Genomic DNA, 15,934 nt, shown 5'->3' on the forward strand with positions numbered 1-15,934 from the left:
CAGCGGAGCGCCCACGGGGGGCCGCTCCGGGGTAAATGGAAGGAGGGTGACGCCATGACCATCGGCATCATCCTGACGGTCTTCTTCGTCCTGTTCTTCGCGGCCATGGTCGCCAATGCGCGCAGGGGCGGCCAGCGGCGTCGTCGGCGCGCGGGACGGTACAGCGGGAGCGGCAGCAGCAGCGGCGCCAGCGGCAGCTGGTGGGGCGGGGGAGACAGCGGCGGCTCGTCGTGCGGCGGCGGTGGCTCGTCGTGCGGAGGCGGCGGCGGGGGTGGCGGATGCGGTGGTGGAGGCAGCTGACACGGGGCAGCTGAGCTCCCTCGAGGGGGAACCGCATCCGACCCGGGGACCGCGCTCGCTGCCGGTCCCACATCGCGCCCGCCGGGGACAGTTCCCGGCGGGCGCTCGTGCGCTCCGGTGCACGCCAAATGCGCTGAGGCGCACGCCGTGGTTGAACAGTTGAGCTGTGGAGCCCACTGAGGGATGGAAACCCTCCGAAGTTGGGTAAAAACGCTGTGGAGGCGCCTCAGTTCATGATTCCCTCTACATCACCAAAGCGGCCCCTCGGACGTCCCGCGGACACCTGTTCCCGACCGGGCTGACCGGGCTGATCTCCCGGCGTGGACCGGGAAGTGCCGGACCCACCCCTCCCTTTTTCTTTGTTTTCTAGCGGAGCCGACCCATGCTCACGACCCTGAAAACCTCGTACACCGACACGCGCGCGGCCGACCTCGCCTGGGCCCTGGGGCGTGAGCCGCTTCCCGCACTGGCCACCCTCGACCTCGAACTGACCGGGACCAAGCTCCAGTTGAGACTGCTCGGTGCGTCCCACCAGGTGCTCCTGGAGGAGGAACAGGGCGTCTGCTCGGAGACGGTGGCATGCATTCCGGGCAGCAGCACACCGCTCCCGCTCGGCGTCGCCAAGCGGGTGGGCGACTGGGAGTACGAGTTCGCGGCCCGCGTCGAGATGCTCTCCCCGGGCTCCTTCGCGGGCCGCGCCCAGGAGTTGCTGGCCCTCGTCTCCGACCACCCGCACGGCCTCGCCGGAGTCTTCCCCGGCAGCCCGCACGCCTTCACCGCGCTGCTGGCCCAGCGGCACGAGGGGCAGGTGCACTGGCGGACCTGGCACGCGTACCCGCAGGACGGGCAGTTGGTGGCGACACGGACCCGCGTCGGGGTACGGGTGCCGGCGGGCCGGCCCAGCCCGTCGCCGGTGTCCTCCCGCGCGGGCGCGGGGGAGTTCGCGGCCCAAACCGGTATCCGCCGACTGTAAACAGACTCCACACGTGTGGGTGACGAAGCGTGCCGGTGGCGTGACGTACCGTCGCAAGGTGATCGAACCGCACGCGCCCGCCCCACCCGGCACACCGCCGCCCTGGGGCCGCCCCGCGCGGCTGCCCGTCCGGCCCGGCGTCGGCCGGTTCCTGGTCCTCGCGGGTGTGTTCGTCTGCGCTGCCTGCGGACTCGTGTACGAACTCGAACTCGTCGCCCTCGCCTCGTACTTGATCGGCGACTCGGTCACCCAGGCATCCGTCGTGCTGTCCGTGATGGTCTTCGCGATGGGCATCGGCTCCCTCGTCGCGAAACGGCTGCGCAGCCTCGCCGCGGCCGGCTTCGGCGCCATCGAGGCGACGCTCGCGCTGGTCGGCGGGTGCAGCGCGATGGCCTTGTACGCCGTCTTCGCCTGGACCGGCGACTGGGGCGGACTGTGGGCGCACGGCCCCCGGCTCCTGCTCGTCGCCTTCTCCCTCGCCATCGGCCTGCTGATCGGCGCCGAGGTCCCGCTGCTGATGGAGCTGATCCAGCGCATCCGCCGCCAGGACCCGGGCGGCGCGGTCGCCGACCTGTTCGCGGCGGACTACGTCGGCGCGCTCGTCGGCGGCCTCGCCTTCCCCTTCGTACTCCTGCCGCAGCTGGGCCAGTTGACCGGTGCGCTGATCACCGGGGCGGTCAACGCGGTGGTCGGCGGTGCGCTCGTACTGGGCCTGTTCCGCGGCGATCTCACCCTGCGCGGCCGGTGGTTGCTGGTGCTGGCCAACCTCACCGTCCTCGGCGTCCTCGCGACCGCCGCCGTCCACGTCGACGACTTCGAACGCGCGGCCCGGCACGCCGTGTACGGCAGGGACGTACGCGTGGCCGTGCAGACCGACGTCCAGGAGGTCGTCCTCACCGGCGACACCGACGGCCGCCCGCTCGACCTCTACCTCGACGGCCGGCTCCGCGTCGGCGGCCAGGACGAGCGCCGCTACCACGAAGCGCTGGTCCACCCCGCGATGAACGGCCCGCACGCGCGCGTGGTGGTCCTCGGCGGCGGCGACGGGCTGGCCGCCCGCGAAGTGCTGCGCCACCCGGACGTCCACCGCGTCGACGTCGTCGAACTCGACGCGGGTGTGGTCCGCCTGGCGCGGGGGGACCCGGGACTGTCCGCGCTGAACGATCACGCCCTCGACGACCCCCGCGTCCACGTGAGCACGGCGGACGCCTTCGCCTGGCTGCGGTCGGCGCCCAGATCGGCGTATGACGTGGTCATCTCCGACCTGCCGGACCCCGGGATCACGGCGAGCACCAAGCTGTACTCGCAGGAGTTCTACGGCCTGGCGCGGCGGGCGCTGGCGCGGGACGGCCGCCTCGTCGTGCACGCCGGCCCGGTCTCCTCCCGCCCGAAGACCTTCTGGACGGTGGACACCACGATGCGCGCCGCGTCCCTGTCGACGTCCCCCTACGGCATCACCGGCCACGACGCCGGCTTCCGCGCCGGGCCCGACCGCTCGACCGGCGGCGCGGCGGATGGCCCGCACGACTGGGGCTTCGTGCTGGCGACGGCCGGGGGGAGTCCGCCGCTGTCCCTCGCGGAGGCGCCGCCGCTCCGGACGTTGACCCAGGGGGAGTTGACGGCGGGGGCGAGGGTGCTGGAGGGGATGCGGGTGAAGGGGGTGGGGGCTTCGACGCTGGTGCATCCGCGGTATTGAGCCACCGGGCGGCGTTCATACCGACGCCGAGCGAGTTGTGGCCAACGGGAGCATGCGGACGGCGCCTGCGGGTACGCTCGGCCAACATGGAGCATGAGGTGTTCGTTCCGGTTCCGGTCGAGCGGCTGAGGGAGGCGCTGGCCGACCCCGCACGGATCGCCCGGGCTGTTCCCGGGCTCCAGCAGGACGCCGGTGCCGAGCCCATCACCGGCAGGCTGAAGGTCCGCGTCGGCGGCCACACCATCACCTACCGCGGCTCCGCCCGGCTCTCCGGGCAGGACGACGGTTCGTACGCCATCGAGGGCGACGCGACCGAGGCCCGCGGCACGGGTTCGGTCAAGCTCGCGCTCACGCTGCGCCTCCGTGACGCGGACGGCGGCACGACGCTCGCGTTCGCGGGTACGGCCACGGCGGATGGACGCGTGGCGGAACTTTCGGCGGATGCGGTCACCTCGGCGGTGGGCCGTCTGCTGAACCGTTTCGCGGAGAATCTGGGGGCCGAGGGGGAGGAGCCGGCTGAGGAGCCGAGGGGGGCGGAGGACGCGGACGCTGCGGAAACCTCGGATGCCGTTGTCGAGACGCCGGAGGAGTCCTCCGTGTTCGATGCGGAGGTGCCTGCGCCGGGCCTCGATCCGCTCGCCGAGGCCGCGGGCGAGGCCGAGGAGCCGGTGCCCGCTGAGGCCGCTCACGCTCGGCGCACGATGATCGGGCGCAGTGCGGAGGAGGTGGATCACGCTCCGCCGCGTGGCCGGTATGCGCCGGTTCCCGCGCCTCAGACGGTGGCCCCGCACTCGACGCTTCGGTGGGCGGCTCCGGCGGCGGCGCTGGTGCTGGCGTCGGCGATCGTGGTCGGCAGGGTGCTGCGTAAGCGGCGCTGAGTGGTGGGCGTGGATTTTCTCGCCCCCGCCGCCCCTACCCGTCCCATCCCTGGGGGCTGCGCCCCCAGACCCCCGCTTCGGCCTGAACGGCCTCGTCCTCAATCGCCGGACGGGCTGGAATGCGCGGACCGGCGCCGAGAAGCGAGCGCCCCCGGCTGGAAAGCGCGGACCGGCATCCAGAGGCACCGGACGACCTCTTGATCTGCCCAGTAGGGTCGTGCCGTGAGTAGTGAAGACATCACGCTGACCGCGGGTGACGCGGAGGTGACCGTGCAGCCGGGGAACGGCGGGCGGGTCGGTGGGTTGCGGGTCGGTGGGGATCAACTGCTGCGGCAGGGGGAGCGGTTCGGGTGCTTCCCGATGGTGCCGTGGTGCGGGCGGATGCGGGACGGACGGTTCCGGGACGGGGCCATGGTCCACCAGCTGCCGCTCAACTCCCCGCCGCACGCCATTCACGGCACCGCCCGCGACGGCGCCTGGCGCACCGCCCGCAGGACGGCGAACGAGGCCGTCATCACGTACGACCTCGTCGATCCCTGGCCCTACCCCGGCCGGGTCACCCAGGTCGTCGCCCTCGCCGAGGACTCCCTCACGCTCACCATGTCCGTGGAGACGTACGAGTCGTCCTTCCCGGCGCAGATCGGCTGGCATCCGTGGTTCAACCGGAAGCTCGGTGAGGGTGAGGGTGAGGGCGTCGTCCTCGACTTCGCCCCCACCTGGCAGGAGGAGCGCGGCGACGATCATCTGCCGACCGGTAACCGGATCGAGCCGAAGCCCGGGCCCTGGGACGACTGCTTCGGTATGCCCGGCGGTGTCGACGTCACCCTCACCTGGCCACAGCGGCTGGAGCTGACCGTCAGGAGCGGCGAGGAGTGGGTCGTCGTGTACGACGAGCAGGAGGCGGCCGTATGCGTCGAGCCGCAGACCGGGCCGCCGGACGGGCTCAACAGCCTGCCCCGCCTCGTCACCCCGCTGGAGCCGCTGGAGGCCTCGACCACCTGGACCTGGCGCAGCCTGAGGGCTGTCTAAGCTGGCAGACATGACGACGGACGCACGTGACGCGCTGCTGCGGCAGATCAAGGACAAGGCCGTGGTGCACGGCAAGGTGACCCTCTCCTCGGGTATCGAGGCCGACTACTACGTCGACCTGCGCCGGATCACCCTCGACGGCGAGGCCGCCCCGCTGGTCGGGCAGGTGCTGCTCGACCTCACCTCCGACCTCGACTTCGACGCGGTCGGCGGCCTGACCATGGGCGCCGACCCGGTCGCCGCGGCCATGCTGCACGCCGCCGCCGCGCACGGGCGGAAGCTGGACGCCTTCGTCGTCCGCAAGGCCGCCAAGGCGCACGGACTGCAGCGGCGGGTCGAGGGCCCGGACATCGCCGGCCGCCGCGTTCTCGTCGTCGAGGACACCTCGACCACCGGCGGCTCCCCGCTCACCGCCGTCGAGGCCGTGCGCGAGGCCGGCGCCGAGGTCGTCGCCGTCGCCACCATCGTCGACCGGGCGACCGGCGCCGCCGAGAAGATCCAGGAGGGCGCGGGGGTGCCGTACCGCTACGCCTACTCGAAGGACGAGCTGGGACTGGACTGACGGGGCGTCCCGATCATCCGGTCCTGTCTGGAAAGATGGGGCCGACGATGACGTCGCCCCCTAGGTCAGGGCCGTAAATCCAGCAGAACGCCACCCGCACAATCAAGGAGCGGACAGATGCCCATCGCAACCCCCGAGGTCTACAACGAGATGCTCGACCGGGCGAAGGCCGGCAAGTTCGCCTACCCGGCCATCAACGTGACCTCGTCCCAGACCCTGCACGCGGCCCTGCGCGGTTTCGCGGAGGCGGAGAGCGACGGCATCATCCAGATCTCGACGGGTGGCGCCGAGTTCCTGGGCGGTCAGCACAGCAAGGACATGGTGACCGGTGCGGTGGCCCTGGCCGAGTTCGCGCACATCGTCGCCAAGAAGTACGACATCACCGTCGCCCTGCACACGGACCACTGCCCGAAGGACAAGCTCGACGGGTACGTACGTCCGCTGCTCGCCGTCTCCGAGGAGCGGGTCAAGGCCGGGCAGAACTCGCTGTTCCAGTCGCACATGTGGGACGGTTCCGCCGAGACCCTCGCCGACAACCTCTCCATCGCGCAGGAGCTCCTCGAGCGCGCCCGCGCCGCGAAGATCATCCTCGAGGTGGAGATCACCCCGACCGGTGGCGAGGAGGACGGCGTCTCGCACGAGATCAACGACTCGCTGTACACGACGGTCGACGACGCCATGCGTACGGCCGAGGCGCTCGGCCTCGGTGAGAAGGGGCGCTACCTGCTCGCCGCCTCCTTCGGCAACGTCCACGGCGTGTACAAGCCGGGCAACGTCGTGCTCCGCCCCGAGCTGCTGAAGGAGCTGAACGACGGCGTCGCCGCGAAGTACGGTCAGCCGGCCGGCTCGCAGCCCTTCGACTTCGTCTTCCACGGCGGCTCCGGCTCCACCGCCGAGGAGATCGCGACCGCGCTGGAGAACGGCGTCGTCAAGATGAACATCGACACGGACACGCAGTACGCCTTCACGCGTCCCGTCGCCGACCACATGTTCAAGAACTACGACGGCGTCCTCAAGGTCGACGGCGAGGTCGGCTCCAAGAAGACCTACGACCCGCGCACCTGGGGCAAGCTGGCCGAGGCGAGCATGGCCAAGCGCGTCCTCGAGGCCTGCGGGAACCTGCGCTCCACCGGCACGAAGATCAAGTAGCCGTACGGCTGTACGCAACGAGCCCGGCGCCTGTCTACGGCGCCGGGCTCGCTGTATACCTGTGGGCATGCCCGACGTCCGGATCGCCTCCCCGCAGGGCAAGTGGATCCTGCTCACCACCGTCCTCGGCTCCAGCATGGCCCTGCTGGACTCGACCGTCGTCAACGTCGCCCTGCCCCGGATCGGCGAAGACCTCGACGCGAACCTGTCCGCCCTCCAGTGGACGGTCAACGCGTACACGCTCACGCTCGCCGGGCTCATCCTCCTCGGCGGCTCCCTGGGCGACACGTACGGCCGCCGCAAGATCTTCGTCATCGGCGTCATCTGGTTCGCCGTGGCCTCGCTGCTGTGCGGCCTCGCCCCGAACGCCGGCTTCCTCATCGCCGCGCGGGCCCTCCAGGGCGTCGGCGGCGCGCTCCTCACGCCCGGCTCCCTCGCCCTCATCCAGGGCTCCTTCCACCCCGACGACCGGGGCAGGGCCGTCGGCCTGTGGTCCGGCTTCGGCGGCATCGGCGCGGCCGTGGGCCCGTTCCTCGGCGGCTGGCTGGTGGACGGCCCCGGCTGGCGCTGGATCTTCCTGCTCAACGTCCCGCTGGCGCTGCTGTGCATCCCCATCGCCCTGCGCCACGTCCCCGAGTCCGGGGACGGCCGCAAGCACGGCCGTTTCGACGTCCTCGGCGCGACCCTCGGCGCGCTGTCCCTGGCCCTGGTGACGTACGCGCTGATCGAGGCCCGGAGCGGTTCCCTCGTCGTCACCGTCACCGCGATCGCGGGCGTCGCCGCGGGGATCGCCTTCGTGTACGTCGAGAAACGGCGGCCCGACCCGATGATGCCGCCCGGGATCTTCGCGTCCCGCCAGTTCACGGCGGTCAACCTGGTCACCGTGTGCGTGTACGCGGCCCTCGGCGGCTTCTTCTTCCTGGCCGTCCTCCAGCTCCAGGTCGTCGCCGGCTACTCCGCCCTCGCCGCCGGTACGGCCCTGCTGCCCACGACCGTCCTGATGCTGCTGCTCTCCGCCCGCTCCGGCGAACTCGGCGAACGCATCGGCCCTCGCATCCCCCTCACCGTCGGCCCCCTGGTGTGCGCCGCCGGCCTGCTGCTGATGCTGCGCGTCGGCCCCGACGCCTCCTACGCCGCCGACGTCCTGCCGGCCGTACTCGTCTTCGGCCTCGGCCTGGTCGCCCTGGTCGCTCCCCTGACAGCCACCGTCCTCGGCTCCGTGGACGCCTCCCGTGCGGGCCTGGCCAGCGGCATCAACAACGCGGCGGCGAGAGCGGCCGGCCTGATCGCGGTCGCGGCCCTCCCCCTCCTCGCCGGAATGGGAGAAGACGCCTACCGCTCACCGGCCGCCTTCGACGACGCCTTCGGCCGCGCGATGATCATCTGCGCCGTCGTGCTGGTCGCCGGGTCGGCCCTGGCCTTCACGACGGTACGCCGCCTGCCCCCGGACTGCCGCCGCCCGGAATGCCGTACACATGGGGCGATCATGGCGCCGCCCCTGGAGGGGGAACCGGTAAAGAAACGGATCGCATAGCGCCCCGTCAGGGGCGCGGGGAACTGCGCGATCAGCCACGACGGCGCCGCAGACGACAGACAACCGGCGCGGCACTTCCAGCGGAGCGTTACCGCTTCAGCTCGGCGTACGCCTCCGCACTGCTGTCCTGAAGGAACTGCCAGCAACGCTCCGTCTCGTCCTTCTCGTTGATCTCGCCGGCGGCGCGGGCGAGGGCGGCGAGGCAGCGCAGGAACCCGCGGTTGGGCCGGTGGTCCCAAGGGATGGGGCCATGCCCCTTCCACCCGGCACGGCGCAGCGAGTCCAGACCGCGGTGATAGCCGGTGCGCGCGTAGGCGTACGACTCGACCACGCGCCCCGCCTCGAAGGCGTCGTCGGCGAGCATCGCCCAGGCGAGCGAGAACGTGGGGTGCTTCGCCGCGACCTCAGCCGGCGGCAGGGACTCCTCGCCCAGCGAGCGGTACGCCTCTTCGTTCTCCGGGAGGTACGTCGGCTCCGGGCCGCCGAGCAGGTTCTTGTGAGTCGTCATGCCGCCAGTCTGCCACTTCTGGCATCTACACCCGGATCAGCAAGGACGACGAGGCCCCGCACGCGTATGGCCAACTTGGGGTGATTCAGCTGGTGTTGTGCCTCTGCGGCAGGTGAATCGACTGATTACCGGAGTGAAAGAAGGGTAGGTGCCGGAGCTGAGCCGTCGGTGCGAGACGACGAACAGGATCCGTCATTGTCAGCCTCAGTGCCCGCGTTCAGGGACCACGACGACTTCGCCGCGTACGTCGAGAGGTACGGTCCCCGCCTCCTGCTGTGGATCTGGGACAGGGCGGAGGGGGAGCTGGGCCACCAGATCTCCTGCGCGGACTTCGGCTCTCTGCAGAGCATTCCCATGAGCGCGGTCCAGGCCATCGTCGGCCACCTCAGCGCCGAGGAGCTGATCAGCTCCCACGGCGGACACGGCACGGACACGAGTGCTCCCGTGGTGACGCTCCGGACCGCCGGGGCGGAGCGGGCCCGTCGGCTGCAGGCCCTGCGCGCGAACTCGGTCCAGCGGGGCCGTCACGCGGCACGCGCCGTACTGCACTGGATTCACGCCAACCCGGACCGGCAGCCGCTGCGGATCAGCGGCTTCCTCGATTCGCCGGACGTCTTCTTCCTCGGTGAACCCCTCTCCCGGAGCGAGGTCGCCCGGGCCCTCACCTATCTGGCCGAGGAGGGCCTGATCACCTGTGCGGGGCCGCCGTTCCACAACGACGTCGGCTCACACGTGGCCCTCACCTCGCAGGGCGTGAGCGCCGTGCTCAGCGGCTCCTCCGACATCGTCGCGTACGTGGCACAGCAGCGCGAGCGCCGTCGGCCCGCCCAGCACACCCATATAGAGGCCGAGACGATCGGGCACATCACCCAGGGCGACTCCGACAACAGCGTGCACAACAGCATCGAGGTGCACACCGCGCTGGCACCCGCCGACCTCGCCCGGCTCATCGCGGAGCTGGCACCGGGACTGGACCTCGAACCGGAGTCCCGCGCGGCCCTGCTGCGCAGCGCGGACGCCCTGTCGCGCGGCGGCGGTGGCGACGGCGACAGCGACGGTAACCCTGGGCCGGACCGGCAACGCGGGCTGATGGAGGGGATGCGGCGCCTGCTGGGTGCCGCCCCCGACACGGTCGGCAGGCAGTTCCTGCTGGACGCTGTCGGCCAGGCGCTGGGGAGGCTGCTCGGAAGCTGAGCCACCCGGAGCACGGAGAAGGGCGACGACACCCGGAGACGGTGACAGAACGGGGGAAGGGCGATGGGGATGCCCTTGTACGCACGTGACTCCATCCTGCGCGGGTTGGTGCCCCGTCTGGTCGGCCTGGCAGCCGACCGACGGGAACTCGTCCCCCAGGAACACCGCGGCGACCTTCCCGTGACGCTGCTGACCGGCCGCCACGGCATGGGCAGGACAGCGGTCCTGGACTCCCTGGAAGAGGCCTACCGCGGGCGCGTTCCGCTCGGCAGGGTCGATGCCGCCCAGATCGAGCAGGGGCGGTGGTCCGGTTCCACGGCGGCCAACACGTCGGCCGTGGTCGAGATCCTGGACCAGCTGGTGTGCCGGCTGGCGCCCATGGTCCCGGGTGCCGGACGGCTCCGGTTCTCCCGTCTGCTGCCGGGACTGTTCGCCGTGTCCAGCTGGCACCGCGGCAGCGAGGTCGAACAGTCGCTGGCCCGCGACCGGTTCGCACGCCTCCTCGTGGCCTGCGGTCTCGAGAAGGGCACGGCCGACGCGGACGGCAGCCAATGGACGTACGACGTCAGCGAGCGCCTCGCCGACCCGGACCGGCGCCAGCACGACCTGGCTCCTGTCACCGAGGCGGTCGTCCAGCAGTACTTCAGCCGGCACACCCGTAGCCGCGCCGAACGGTTTGTGCACCAGTGGTACCAGAGCCGTTTCCCGGGCTCCGAGGACGGTGAAGCCGCTCTGATCCGGCTGAGCCTGCGCTTCCACCAGGGCGGCGACTTCCAGCACGCGGTCGAACGCATCCTGATCGCCGCGTTCCTCGAAGACCTCACCGACGCCCACGGCCGGTGGCAACGGATCAACCGAACACCGCGCCCCCTGGTCCTGCTGGACAACGTGCACACCGCCGCCGGACAGCGCGTGCTCGGCCTGCTGCTCGAACACCGTGCCGCGCCCGAGTCCGGCATCCGCGACCCGCTGGTCGTCGTCGCGACCCGGCTGGGCGACGGCGCGGACCTCTACCCGGACGCGACGCGCCGCGAGCTGCCCGAGCTGATCCACGCCTCCCGCTGGGAGCGCACCGTCCCCGGCTCGCCGTCGGCGGGGCTGCTCGTGATCCCCTTGGCACCGCTGACCCACGACGACCTGTTGCTGATGCTCGACCCGGCCGAGGGCCCGCTCCACCGCCATCTGCCGTCGGCACTGCACGCCCTGACCCAGGGGCACCCGCAGGGCAGCAGGATGCTGTGCGAGGCGGTCGTACGCGCCAGTGGACGACGCGCCGTCGCGCCGGAGGAGTTGCTCGACCTGCCGGCCGAGGAGGGACGGCCGGTCGCCGAGGTGCTGCTGGAGCAGCTGATTCCGCAGCCCCAGCTGCGCGACCGTCTGATACCGCTCGCCCTGGCCCGCGACCGGGAGGCCGCACAGGCGCTGGTGCGGGCGGCCGCACCGGCCGGTGGCGGCTTCCCGGGCGCCGGGCTCTCGTCCGCCGCCCAGTACCTGGAGGAGGAGCACTGGACGGCCGGGACGGACGGCGCCGCCCCCGCCACAGGTTTCGTCTCCGACCCGTTCCTGCGCGCCCTGCTGCTCCATGAGGCCCGTGCGACCTCCGCGGCAGCCGCGCCGGGACGGCGCTGGGAGGATCTGCACGCCCTCCTGCGCGAGCACCACGCGGCCCGGGGAGCCGGGCACGAGCCCGATGTGCTCCGGCACACCCTGGCGGCCGAGGGCGCGGACCCGGTGGTGAGCGCGCTGACCGAGTACTTCGGCACCTGGGAGGCCGGCCGCTGGCTGGACACCCTCCGGTACGCCGCCGAGGCCCCCCGGCCCCCGTCGGACGGATGGACCGACGAGCGCGCCGAGATCGCCCGCGGTGCCCATGACCACCGCTACGCCGAGACCGACGACGTACGCAGGTCCGTCAACAGGCTGCTGCACACGCTCTGGTACCTCTCCGAGACCTACGCGGAACCCCTGCCCGACCTGTGTGACGACCTCGGCTCCGAGCTGGCGTTCCTGTCGATGCGGCATCCCTCTGGGCGCGCCGTGCTCAACGAGGCCGCTCGGGCCTGGCCGGCCGCGGCACGCGAGCGAAGGCCCTACCCGACGTACGGCTCTGCCCGAGACGAGGAGTGAGGACTGTGCTGAACCGCTTCAGGAACCGTGCTCTGGGACCGGCCGACAAGGCACTCGTCCTCGTGGTGGGCGTCGTCCTGCTCGCGGCGGTCGCCTTCGTGGTCGTACGACTGCTGCCCGAGAAGTGCGGCGACGGTCTGGAGGCAGCGGGGGACGAGTGCGTGGGCGTGACCGCCGGAGTTCTGCCGGGTGATCCGGAGCTGGAGGGCCTGATACGCGCCGTGGCGGACGAGAACGCCCGGGTGGAGAGGAGCTGGACGCACCCGGAGAACGGGCAGGCCAGCATCCCCTACGTGCGGATCGCCCTCATGATGCCGTTCACCACCGATGCCACCAGCACCATGAGTACGGAGCAGATCGCCCGTGCGCTGGCGGGTGCCCACGCCGCCCAGCTGCGGGCCAACGCGCAGGCGGGGCCGCGCTACCAACTGCTGCTGGCCAACGACGGGAAGGACCTGGACGAGTGGGCGCCCGTCGTCGACCGGCTCGCCGGGATGACCGACGACGAGGCGCCGCTGGTGGGCGTGTTCGGCATGCCGAGCAGCACTCCGGACACGCTCGATGCGGCCCACGCCCTCTCCGCTCACCGGATCCCGGCGATCGGCCCCATCCTCACCTCGACCACCATGGAGGCTGGGTACCTCTTCAAGACGTCCCCGTCGAACGAACTCTTCGCCGAGGCGCTGCGGGAGTACCTCGACAAGAACCCGGGGAACGGTACGGGCTTCCTCGTCTCGGACCGGCGAGAGCGGGACAGCTACTCCGCCGACCTGCGGGAGGTCTTCCTGGCGCACTTCGGCAAGGAGTACGGGCTGAAGCAGCGGCAGGCGTCCTATCTGGGGCTGACCGGCGACGACGAGGGCGTCCCCCAGCGCTTCTCCGACGCCGCCCGCAGCATCTGTCTGACCGAAGCGGACACGGTCTTCTTCGGGGGACGCGATCACGATCTGCCCCACCTGGTGGACCGGCTGGCGAACGAACCCTCCTGCGACCACGGGAAGCCGACGCGCATCCTGAAGGTGGGGATAGGCATGGCTCCCGAGACCACCACGACGGACGTCACCGAGCAGCTGCGGCAGGCCCGGATCACCCTTGTGGACGCCGCCTCCGTCGACACCCGGTCCTGGGCGGGGAACGAGAAGCTCCCGGCCGGGCCTCGCGGCTTCCTGAAGCAGTTCGAGAAGCTGCGGGCGGAGCTGCGAGACGATGCGGCACACAAGCAGCCATGGGGGAGCAAGCCACTGGACGACGGCTACGCGGTCATGTACTACGACGCCTTCACCGTGCTCTCGCAGGCCACCGGCCGAGCGTACGACGACATCAACGGCGAGAGAATGGGGACGCAAGGAGAGGCGGAGACCACCAGTGCCCCGATCCTGCCGAGGCATGACGACGTCTACAACACCGTGATCAACATGAACATCCTCGGCACCCAGTCCGGGGCGAGTTGCGTCAACTGCGTACGCGGAGCCAGCGGCACCTTCGGCTTCGACGACTCCCCGGACACACGGAAGTGGGCGGTCTGCAAGCCCGTGCCCGTCATCGAGTACCCGGAACCGGCCTCCGGCACGAAGCCGGCCGGGATCTACCGAAGCCACGAGGACATATTCAACGGCACCTGTCCCTGACGGAGCCTGGACCGTCGAGTGCGGGTCCGGCTGTGATCCAGTCGGGCCTTGCACTTTCCGGGGGACACCCGTGAGGATTCGGGTGGGGACCGGGGCCCCCGTGTCGGTAACGGCAGGGGCGGACCGCTACCCGGAGTAACAACAGGAGACAGCGATGTCCCAAGAGGCTCACGAGACGAACGAGCCCGAGACCCCGCATCTCGACTTCGCAGGCACGACGCCGTACGAGGACTACGTCAAGGCGGACGTGCTCACCCACCTCCAGCACACCCTCTCCGACGATCCCGGAGAGATGGTCTTCCTGGTCACGACCCAGGTGATGGAGCTGTGGTTCACCGTCATCGTCCATGAGTGGGAGACCGCCGCGCACGCCCTGCGCGAGGACCGGGTGCGGGTGGCGATCGACGCGCTGAAGCGTTCGGTACGGGAACTGGAGGCGCTGAACGCCTCCTGGAAGCCGCTCGGACAGCTCACCCCGGCCCAGTTCAACTCGTATCGAAGCGCTCTCGGCGAGGGCTCCGGCTTCCAGTCAGCCATGTACCGGCGTATGGAGTTCCTGCTCGGCGAGAAGTCCGCGTCCATGCTGGTCCCGCACCGCGGCGCACCCCGAGTCCACGCCGAGCTGGAGAAGGCACTGCACGAGCCGAGCCTGTACGACGAGGTCCTGCGGTTCCTCGCGCGGCGCGGGCACGCGATTCCGGCGTCCGTACTTCAACGTGACGTAGCACTGCGGTATGAGCCGTCGCCGGAGGTGGAGGCCGTCTGGACGGCCGTCTACGCGGGCGAGCCGGATGATGAAGTGGCCCGGCTGGGCGAGGCGTTGACCGATGTCGCCGAGCTGGTGTGGCGCTGGCGGAACGATCATTTGGTCGCCACGCGGCGGGCGATGGGCGCCAAGGCCGGGACCGGCGGCTCCGCCGGGGTCGCCTGGCTGGAGAAGCGCGCGCAGAAGAACGTGTTTCCCGAGCTGTGGACGGCGAGGTCTCATGTCTGAGCGGTCTGAGCGGTCTGAGCAAGTAGTCAGGGCCGAGAAGCTGGACGCCGCCGACGAGCTGGCCGGGGTGCGTGCGCGGTTCGTGCTCGACGATGTGGTGTACCTGGACGGCAACTCGCTGGGCGCGCTGCCCGCGCACGTCCCCGGCCGGGTCGAGGACGTCGTCCGCCGGCAGTGGGGTGAGCTGCGCATCCGTTCCTGGGAGGAGAGCGGCTGGTGGACCGCGCCCGAGCGGATCGGCGACCTGATCGCTCCGCTGGTCGGGGCGGCGGCCGGGCAGATCGTCGTCGGGGACTCGACAAGTGTCAACGTTTTCAAGGCACTTGTGGCAGCCGTGCGGATGGCGGATGCCGGTCGGGACGAGATCGTCGTCGACGCGACGACGTTCCCCACGGACGGCTACATCGCCGACTCCGCCGCCCGGATGACGGGCTGCACGCTGCGGCCGGTGGCGCCGGCGGACGTACCGGGGGTCCTGGGCGACCGTACGGCCGCGGTACTCCTGAACCACGTCGACTACCGCACGGGCCGGCTGCACGACCTGCCGTCCCTGACGTCCGCGATCCGCGCGGCCGGCGCCGTCTCCGTCTGGGACCTGTGCCACAGCGCGGGCGCCCTGCCGGTGGGGCTCGACGAGCACGGGGTCGACCTGGCGGTCGGCTGCACGTACAAGTACCTGAACGGAGGCCCCGGTTCACCGGCGTACCTCTATGTGCGCCGTGAACTGCAGGACCGTTTCGACTCTCCGCTGCCCGGCTGGAACTCCCACGCGGAGCCCTTCGGCATGCGGTCGGCGTACGAACCGGCGGCGGGCGCGCCGCGGGGGCGGGTCGGGACGCCGGACATCCTCTCGATGCTGGCGCTGGAGGCGGCGCTGGAGGTGTGGGAGGGCGTCTCGGTCGAGTCCGTTCGCGCCAAGTCCCTCGCACTGACGGACTTCTTCCTGGAGTGCGTGACGGCGTACGTCCCCGAGGGCAGGGTCGAGTCCCTGACGCCGAGCGCGCACACGGAGCGGGGGAGCCAGGTCGCGCTGCGTTGTGATGACGCCGGGGATGTCATGAAGCGGCTCGTCGAGCGGGGCGTCGTCGGTGACTTCCGCGCGCCTGACGTGCTGCGGTTCGGGTTCACGCCGCTGTATGTCGGGTTCGGGGATGTGGAGCGGGCGGCTCGGGTGCTGGGGGAGACGGTGGCGGCCGGGGCTGCGTGATGAGTCGGGGGCGGGGCGGGGCGGGGGGGGGGGGGGGGTGGGGGGGGGGGGGGGGGGGGTGGGGGGGGGGGGGGGGGGGGGGGGGGGGGGTGGGGGGGGGGGGGGGGGGGGGGGGGGGGGGGGGGGGGGGGGGGGGGGGGGGGGGGGGGGGGGGG

General features: G+C 71.4%; 14 protein-coding genes and 1 pseudogene. 14 read left to right on the forward strand and 1 reads right to left on the reverse strand.

Annotated features, from left to right (window positions below; translation table 11 throughout):
- Positions 1-54 precede the first annotated feature (54 nt).
- From KCH48_RS32975 to KCH48_RS33010, 9 genes and pseudogenes are all read left to right on the forward strand, one after another.
- A complete protein-coding gene (locus tag KCH48_RS32975; protein ID WP_210579888.1) occupies positions 55-300 on the forward strand; it encodes a hypothetical protein in 246 nt (81 codons plus the stop codon).
- A 382-nt stretch (positions 301-682) separates the two neighbouring features.
- A complete protein-coding gene (locus tag KCH48_RS32980; RefSeq protein ID WP_210579890.1) occupies positions 683-1,273 on the forward strand; it encodes a DUF2617 family protein in 591 nt (196 codons plus the stop codon).
- A gap of 58 nt (positions 1,274-1,331) precedes the next feature.
- Positions 1,332-2,969 carry a polyamine aminopropyltransferase gene (locus KCH48_RS32985; protein ID WP_210579893.1) on the forward strand — a complete coding sequence of 546 codons (1,638 nt, stop codon included), beginning with the start codon at positions 1,332-1,334 and terminating at the stop codon, positions 2,967-2,969.
- 86 nt (positions 2,970-3,055) lie between these two features.
- Positions 3,056-3,847 (forward strand): SRPBCC domain-containing protein, encoded by a 792-nt coding sequence (locus KCH48_RS32990; protein WP_210579895.1) that lies wholly within the window; start codon positions 3,056-3,058, stop codon positions 3,845-3,847.
- Positions 3,810-4,003 (forward strand): annotated as a pseudogene (locus KCH48_RS43525) (cobyrinic acid a,c-diamide synthase); the annotation flags it as partial. The gene KCH48_RS32990 and the pseudogene KCH48_RS43525, both read left to right, overlap by 38 nt.
- Positions 4,004-4,069: 66 nt before the next feature.
- Positions 4,070-4,876, forward strand: a complete 807-nt coding sequence (locus KCH48_RS32995; RefSeq protein WP_210579897.1) for an aldose 1-epimerase — start codon at positions 4,070-4,072, stop codon at positions 4,874-4,876.
- Between the two features lie 10 nt (positions 4,877-4,886).
- Positions 4,887-5,438: an orotate phosphoribosyltransferase gene (gene pyrE, locus KCH48_RS33000; RefSeq protein ID WP_210579899.1), complete on the forward strand. Its 552-nt coding sequence runs from the start codon at positions 4,887-4,889 to the stop codon at positions 5,436-5,438.
- A 117-nt stretch (positions 5,439-5,555) separates the two neighbouring features.
- Positions 5,556-6,587 carry a class II fructose-bisphosphate aldolase gene (gene fbaA / locus KCH48_RS33005; protein WP_210579901.1) on the forward strand — a complete coding sequence of 344 codons (1,032 nt, stop codon included), beginning with the start codon at positions 5,556-5,558 and terminating at the stop codon, positions 6,585-6,587.
- 67 nt (positions 6,588-6,654) lie between these two features.
- Positions 6,655-8,121 (forward strand): MFS transporter, encoded by a 1,467-nt coding sequence (locus KCH48_RS33010; protein ID WP_210579908.1) that lies wholly within the window; start codon positions 6,655-6,657, stop codon positions 8,119-8,121.
- A gap of 88 nt (positions 8,122-8,209) precedes the next feature.
- Here the strand turns inward: KCH48_RS33010 and KCH48_RS33015 are convergent, their stop codons facing one another.
- Positions 8,210-8,629 carry a DUF3151 domain-containing protein gene (locus KCH48_RS33015; protein ID WP_210579916.1) on the reverse strand — a complete coding sequence of 140 codons (420 nt, stop codon included), beginning with the start codon at positions 8,627-8,629 and terminating at the stop codon, positions 8,210-8,212.
- 207 nt (positions 8,630-8,836) lie between these two features.
- On the opposite strand from KCH48_RS33015, the gene KCH48_RS33020 reads away from it, so the two are divergent.
- From KCH48_RS33020 to kynU, 5 genes are all read left to right on the forward strand, one after another.
- On the forward strand, positions 8,837-9,823 hold the full coding sequence (locus KCH48_RS33020) for a hypothetical protein (RefSeq protein ID WP_210579918.1): 987 nt from the start codon (positions 8,837-8,839) through the stop codon (positions 9,821-9,823).
- 69 nt (positions 9,824-9,892) lie between these two features.
- The gene (locus KCH48_RS33025) at positions 9,893-11,950 is read left to right on the forward strand and encodes an ATP-binding protein (RefSeq protein ID WP_246886226.1); all 2,058 of its coding nucleotides are present in this window, start codon (positions 9,893-9,895) and stop codon (positions 11,948-11,950) included.
- A gap of 5 nt (positions 11,951-11,955) precedes the next feature.
- Positions 11,956-13,578, forward strand: coding sequence for a hypothetical protein (locus KCH48_RS33030; RefSeq protein WP_307841016.1), 1,623 nt, complete (start codon positions 11,956-11,958; stop codon positions 13,576-13,578).
- Between the two features lie 154 nt (positions 13,579-13,732).
- Complete coding sequence (locus KCH48_RS33035; protein ID WP_210579922.1) at positions 13,733-14,572, forward strand: tryptophan 2,3-dioxygenase family protein; 840 nt, start codon at positions 13,733-13,735, stop codon at positions 14,570-14,572.
- On the forward strand, positions 14,565-15,779 hold the full coding sequence (kynU, locus tag KCH48_RS33040) for a kynureninase (protein WP_210579924.1): 1,215 nt from the start codon (positions 14,565-14,567) through the stop codon (positions 15,777-15,779). The genes KCH48_RS33035 and kynU overlap by 8 nt, the downstream gene beginning before the upstream one ends.
- The last annotated feature ends 155 nt before the right edge of the window (positions 15,780-15,934 follow it).

The organism is Streptomyces sp. GESEQ-4, assembly GCF_017948455.1.
GTDB lineage: Bacteria > Actinomycetota > Actinomycetes > Streptomycetales > Streptomycetaceae > Streptomyces.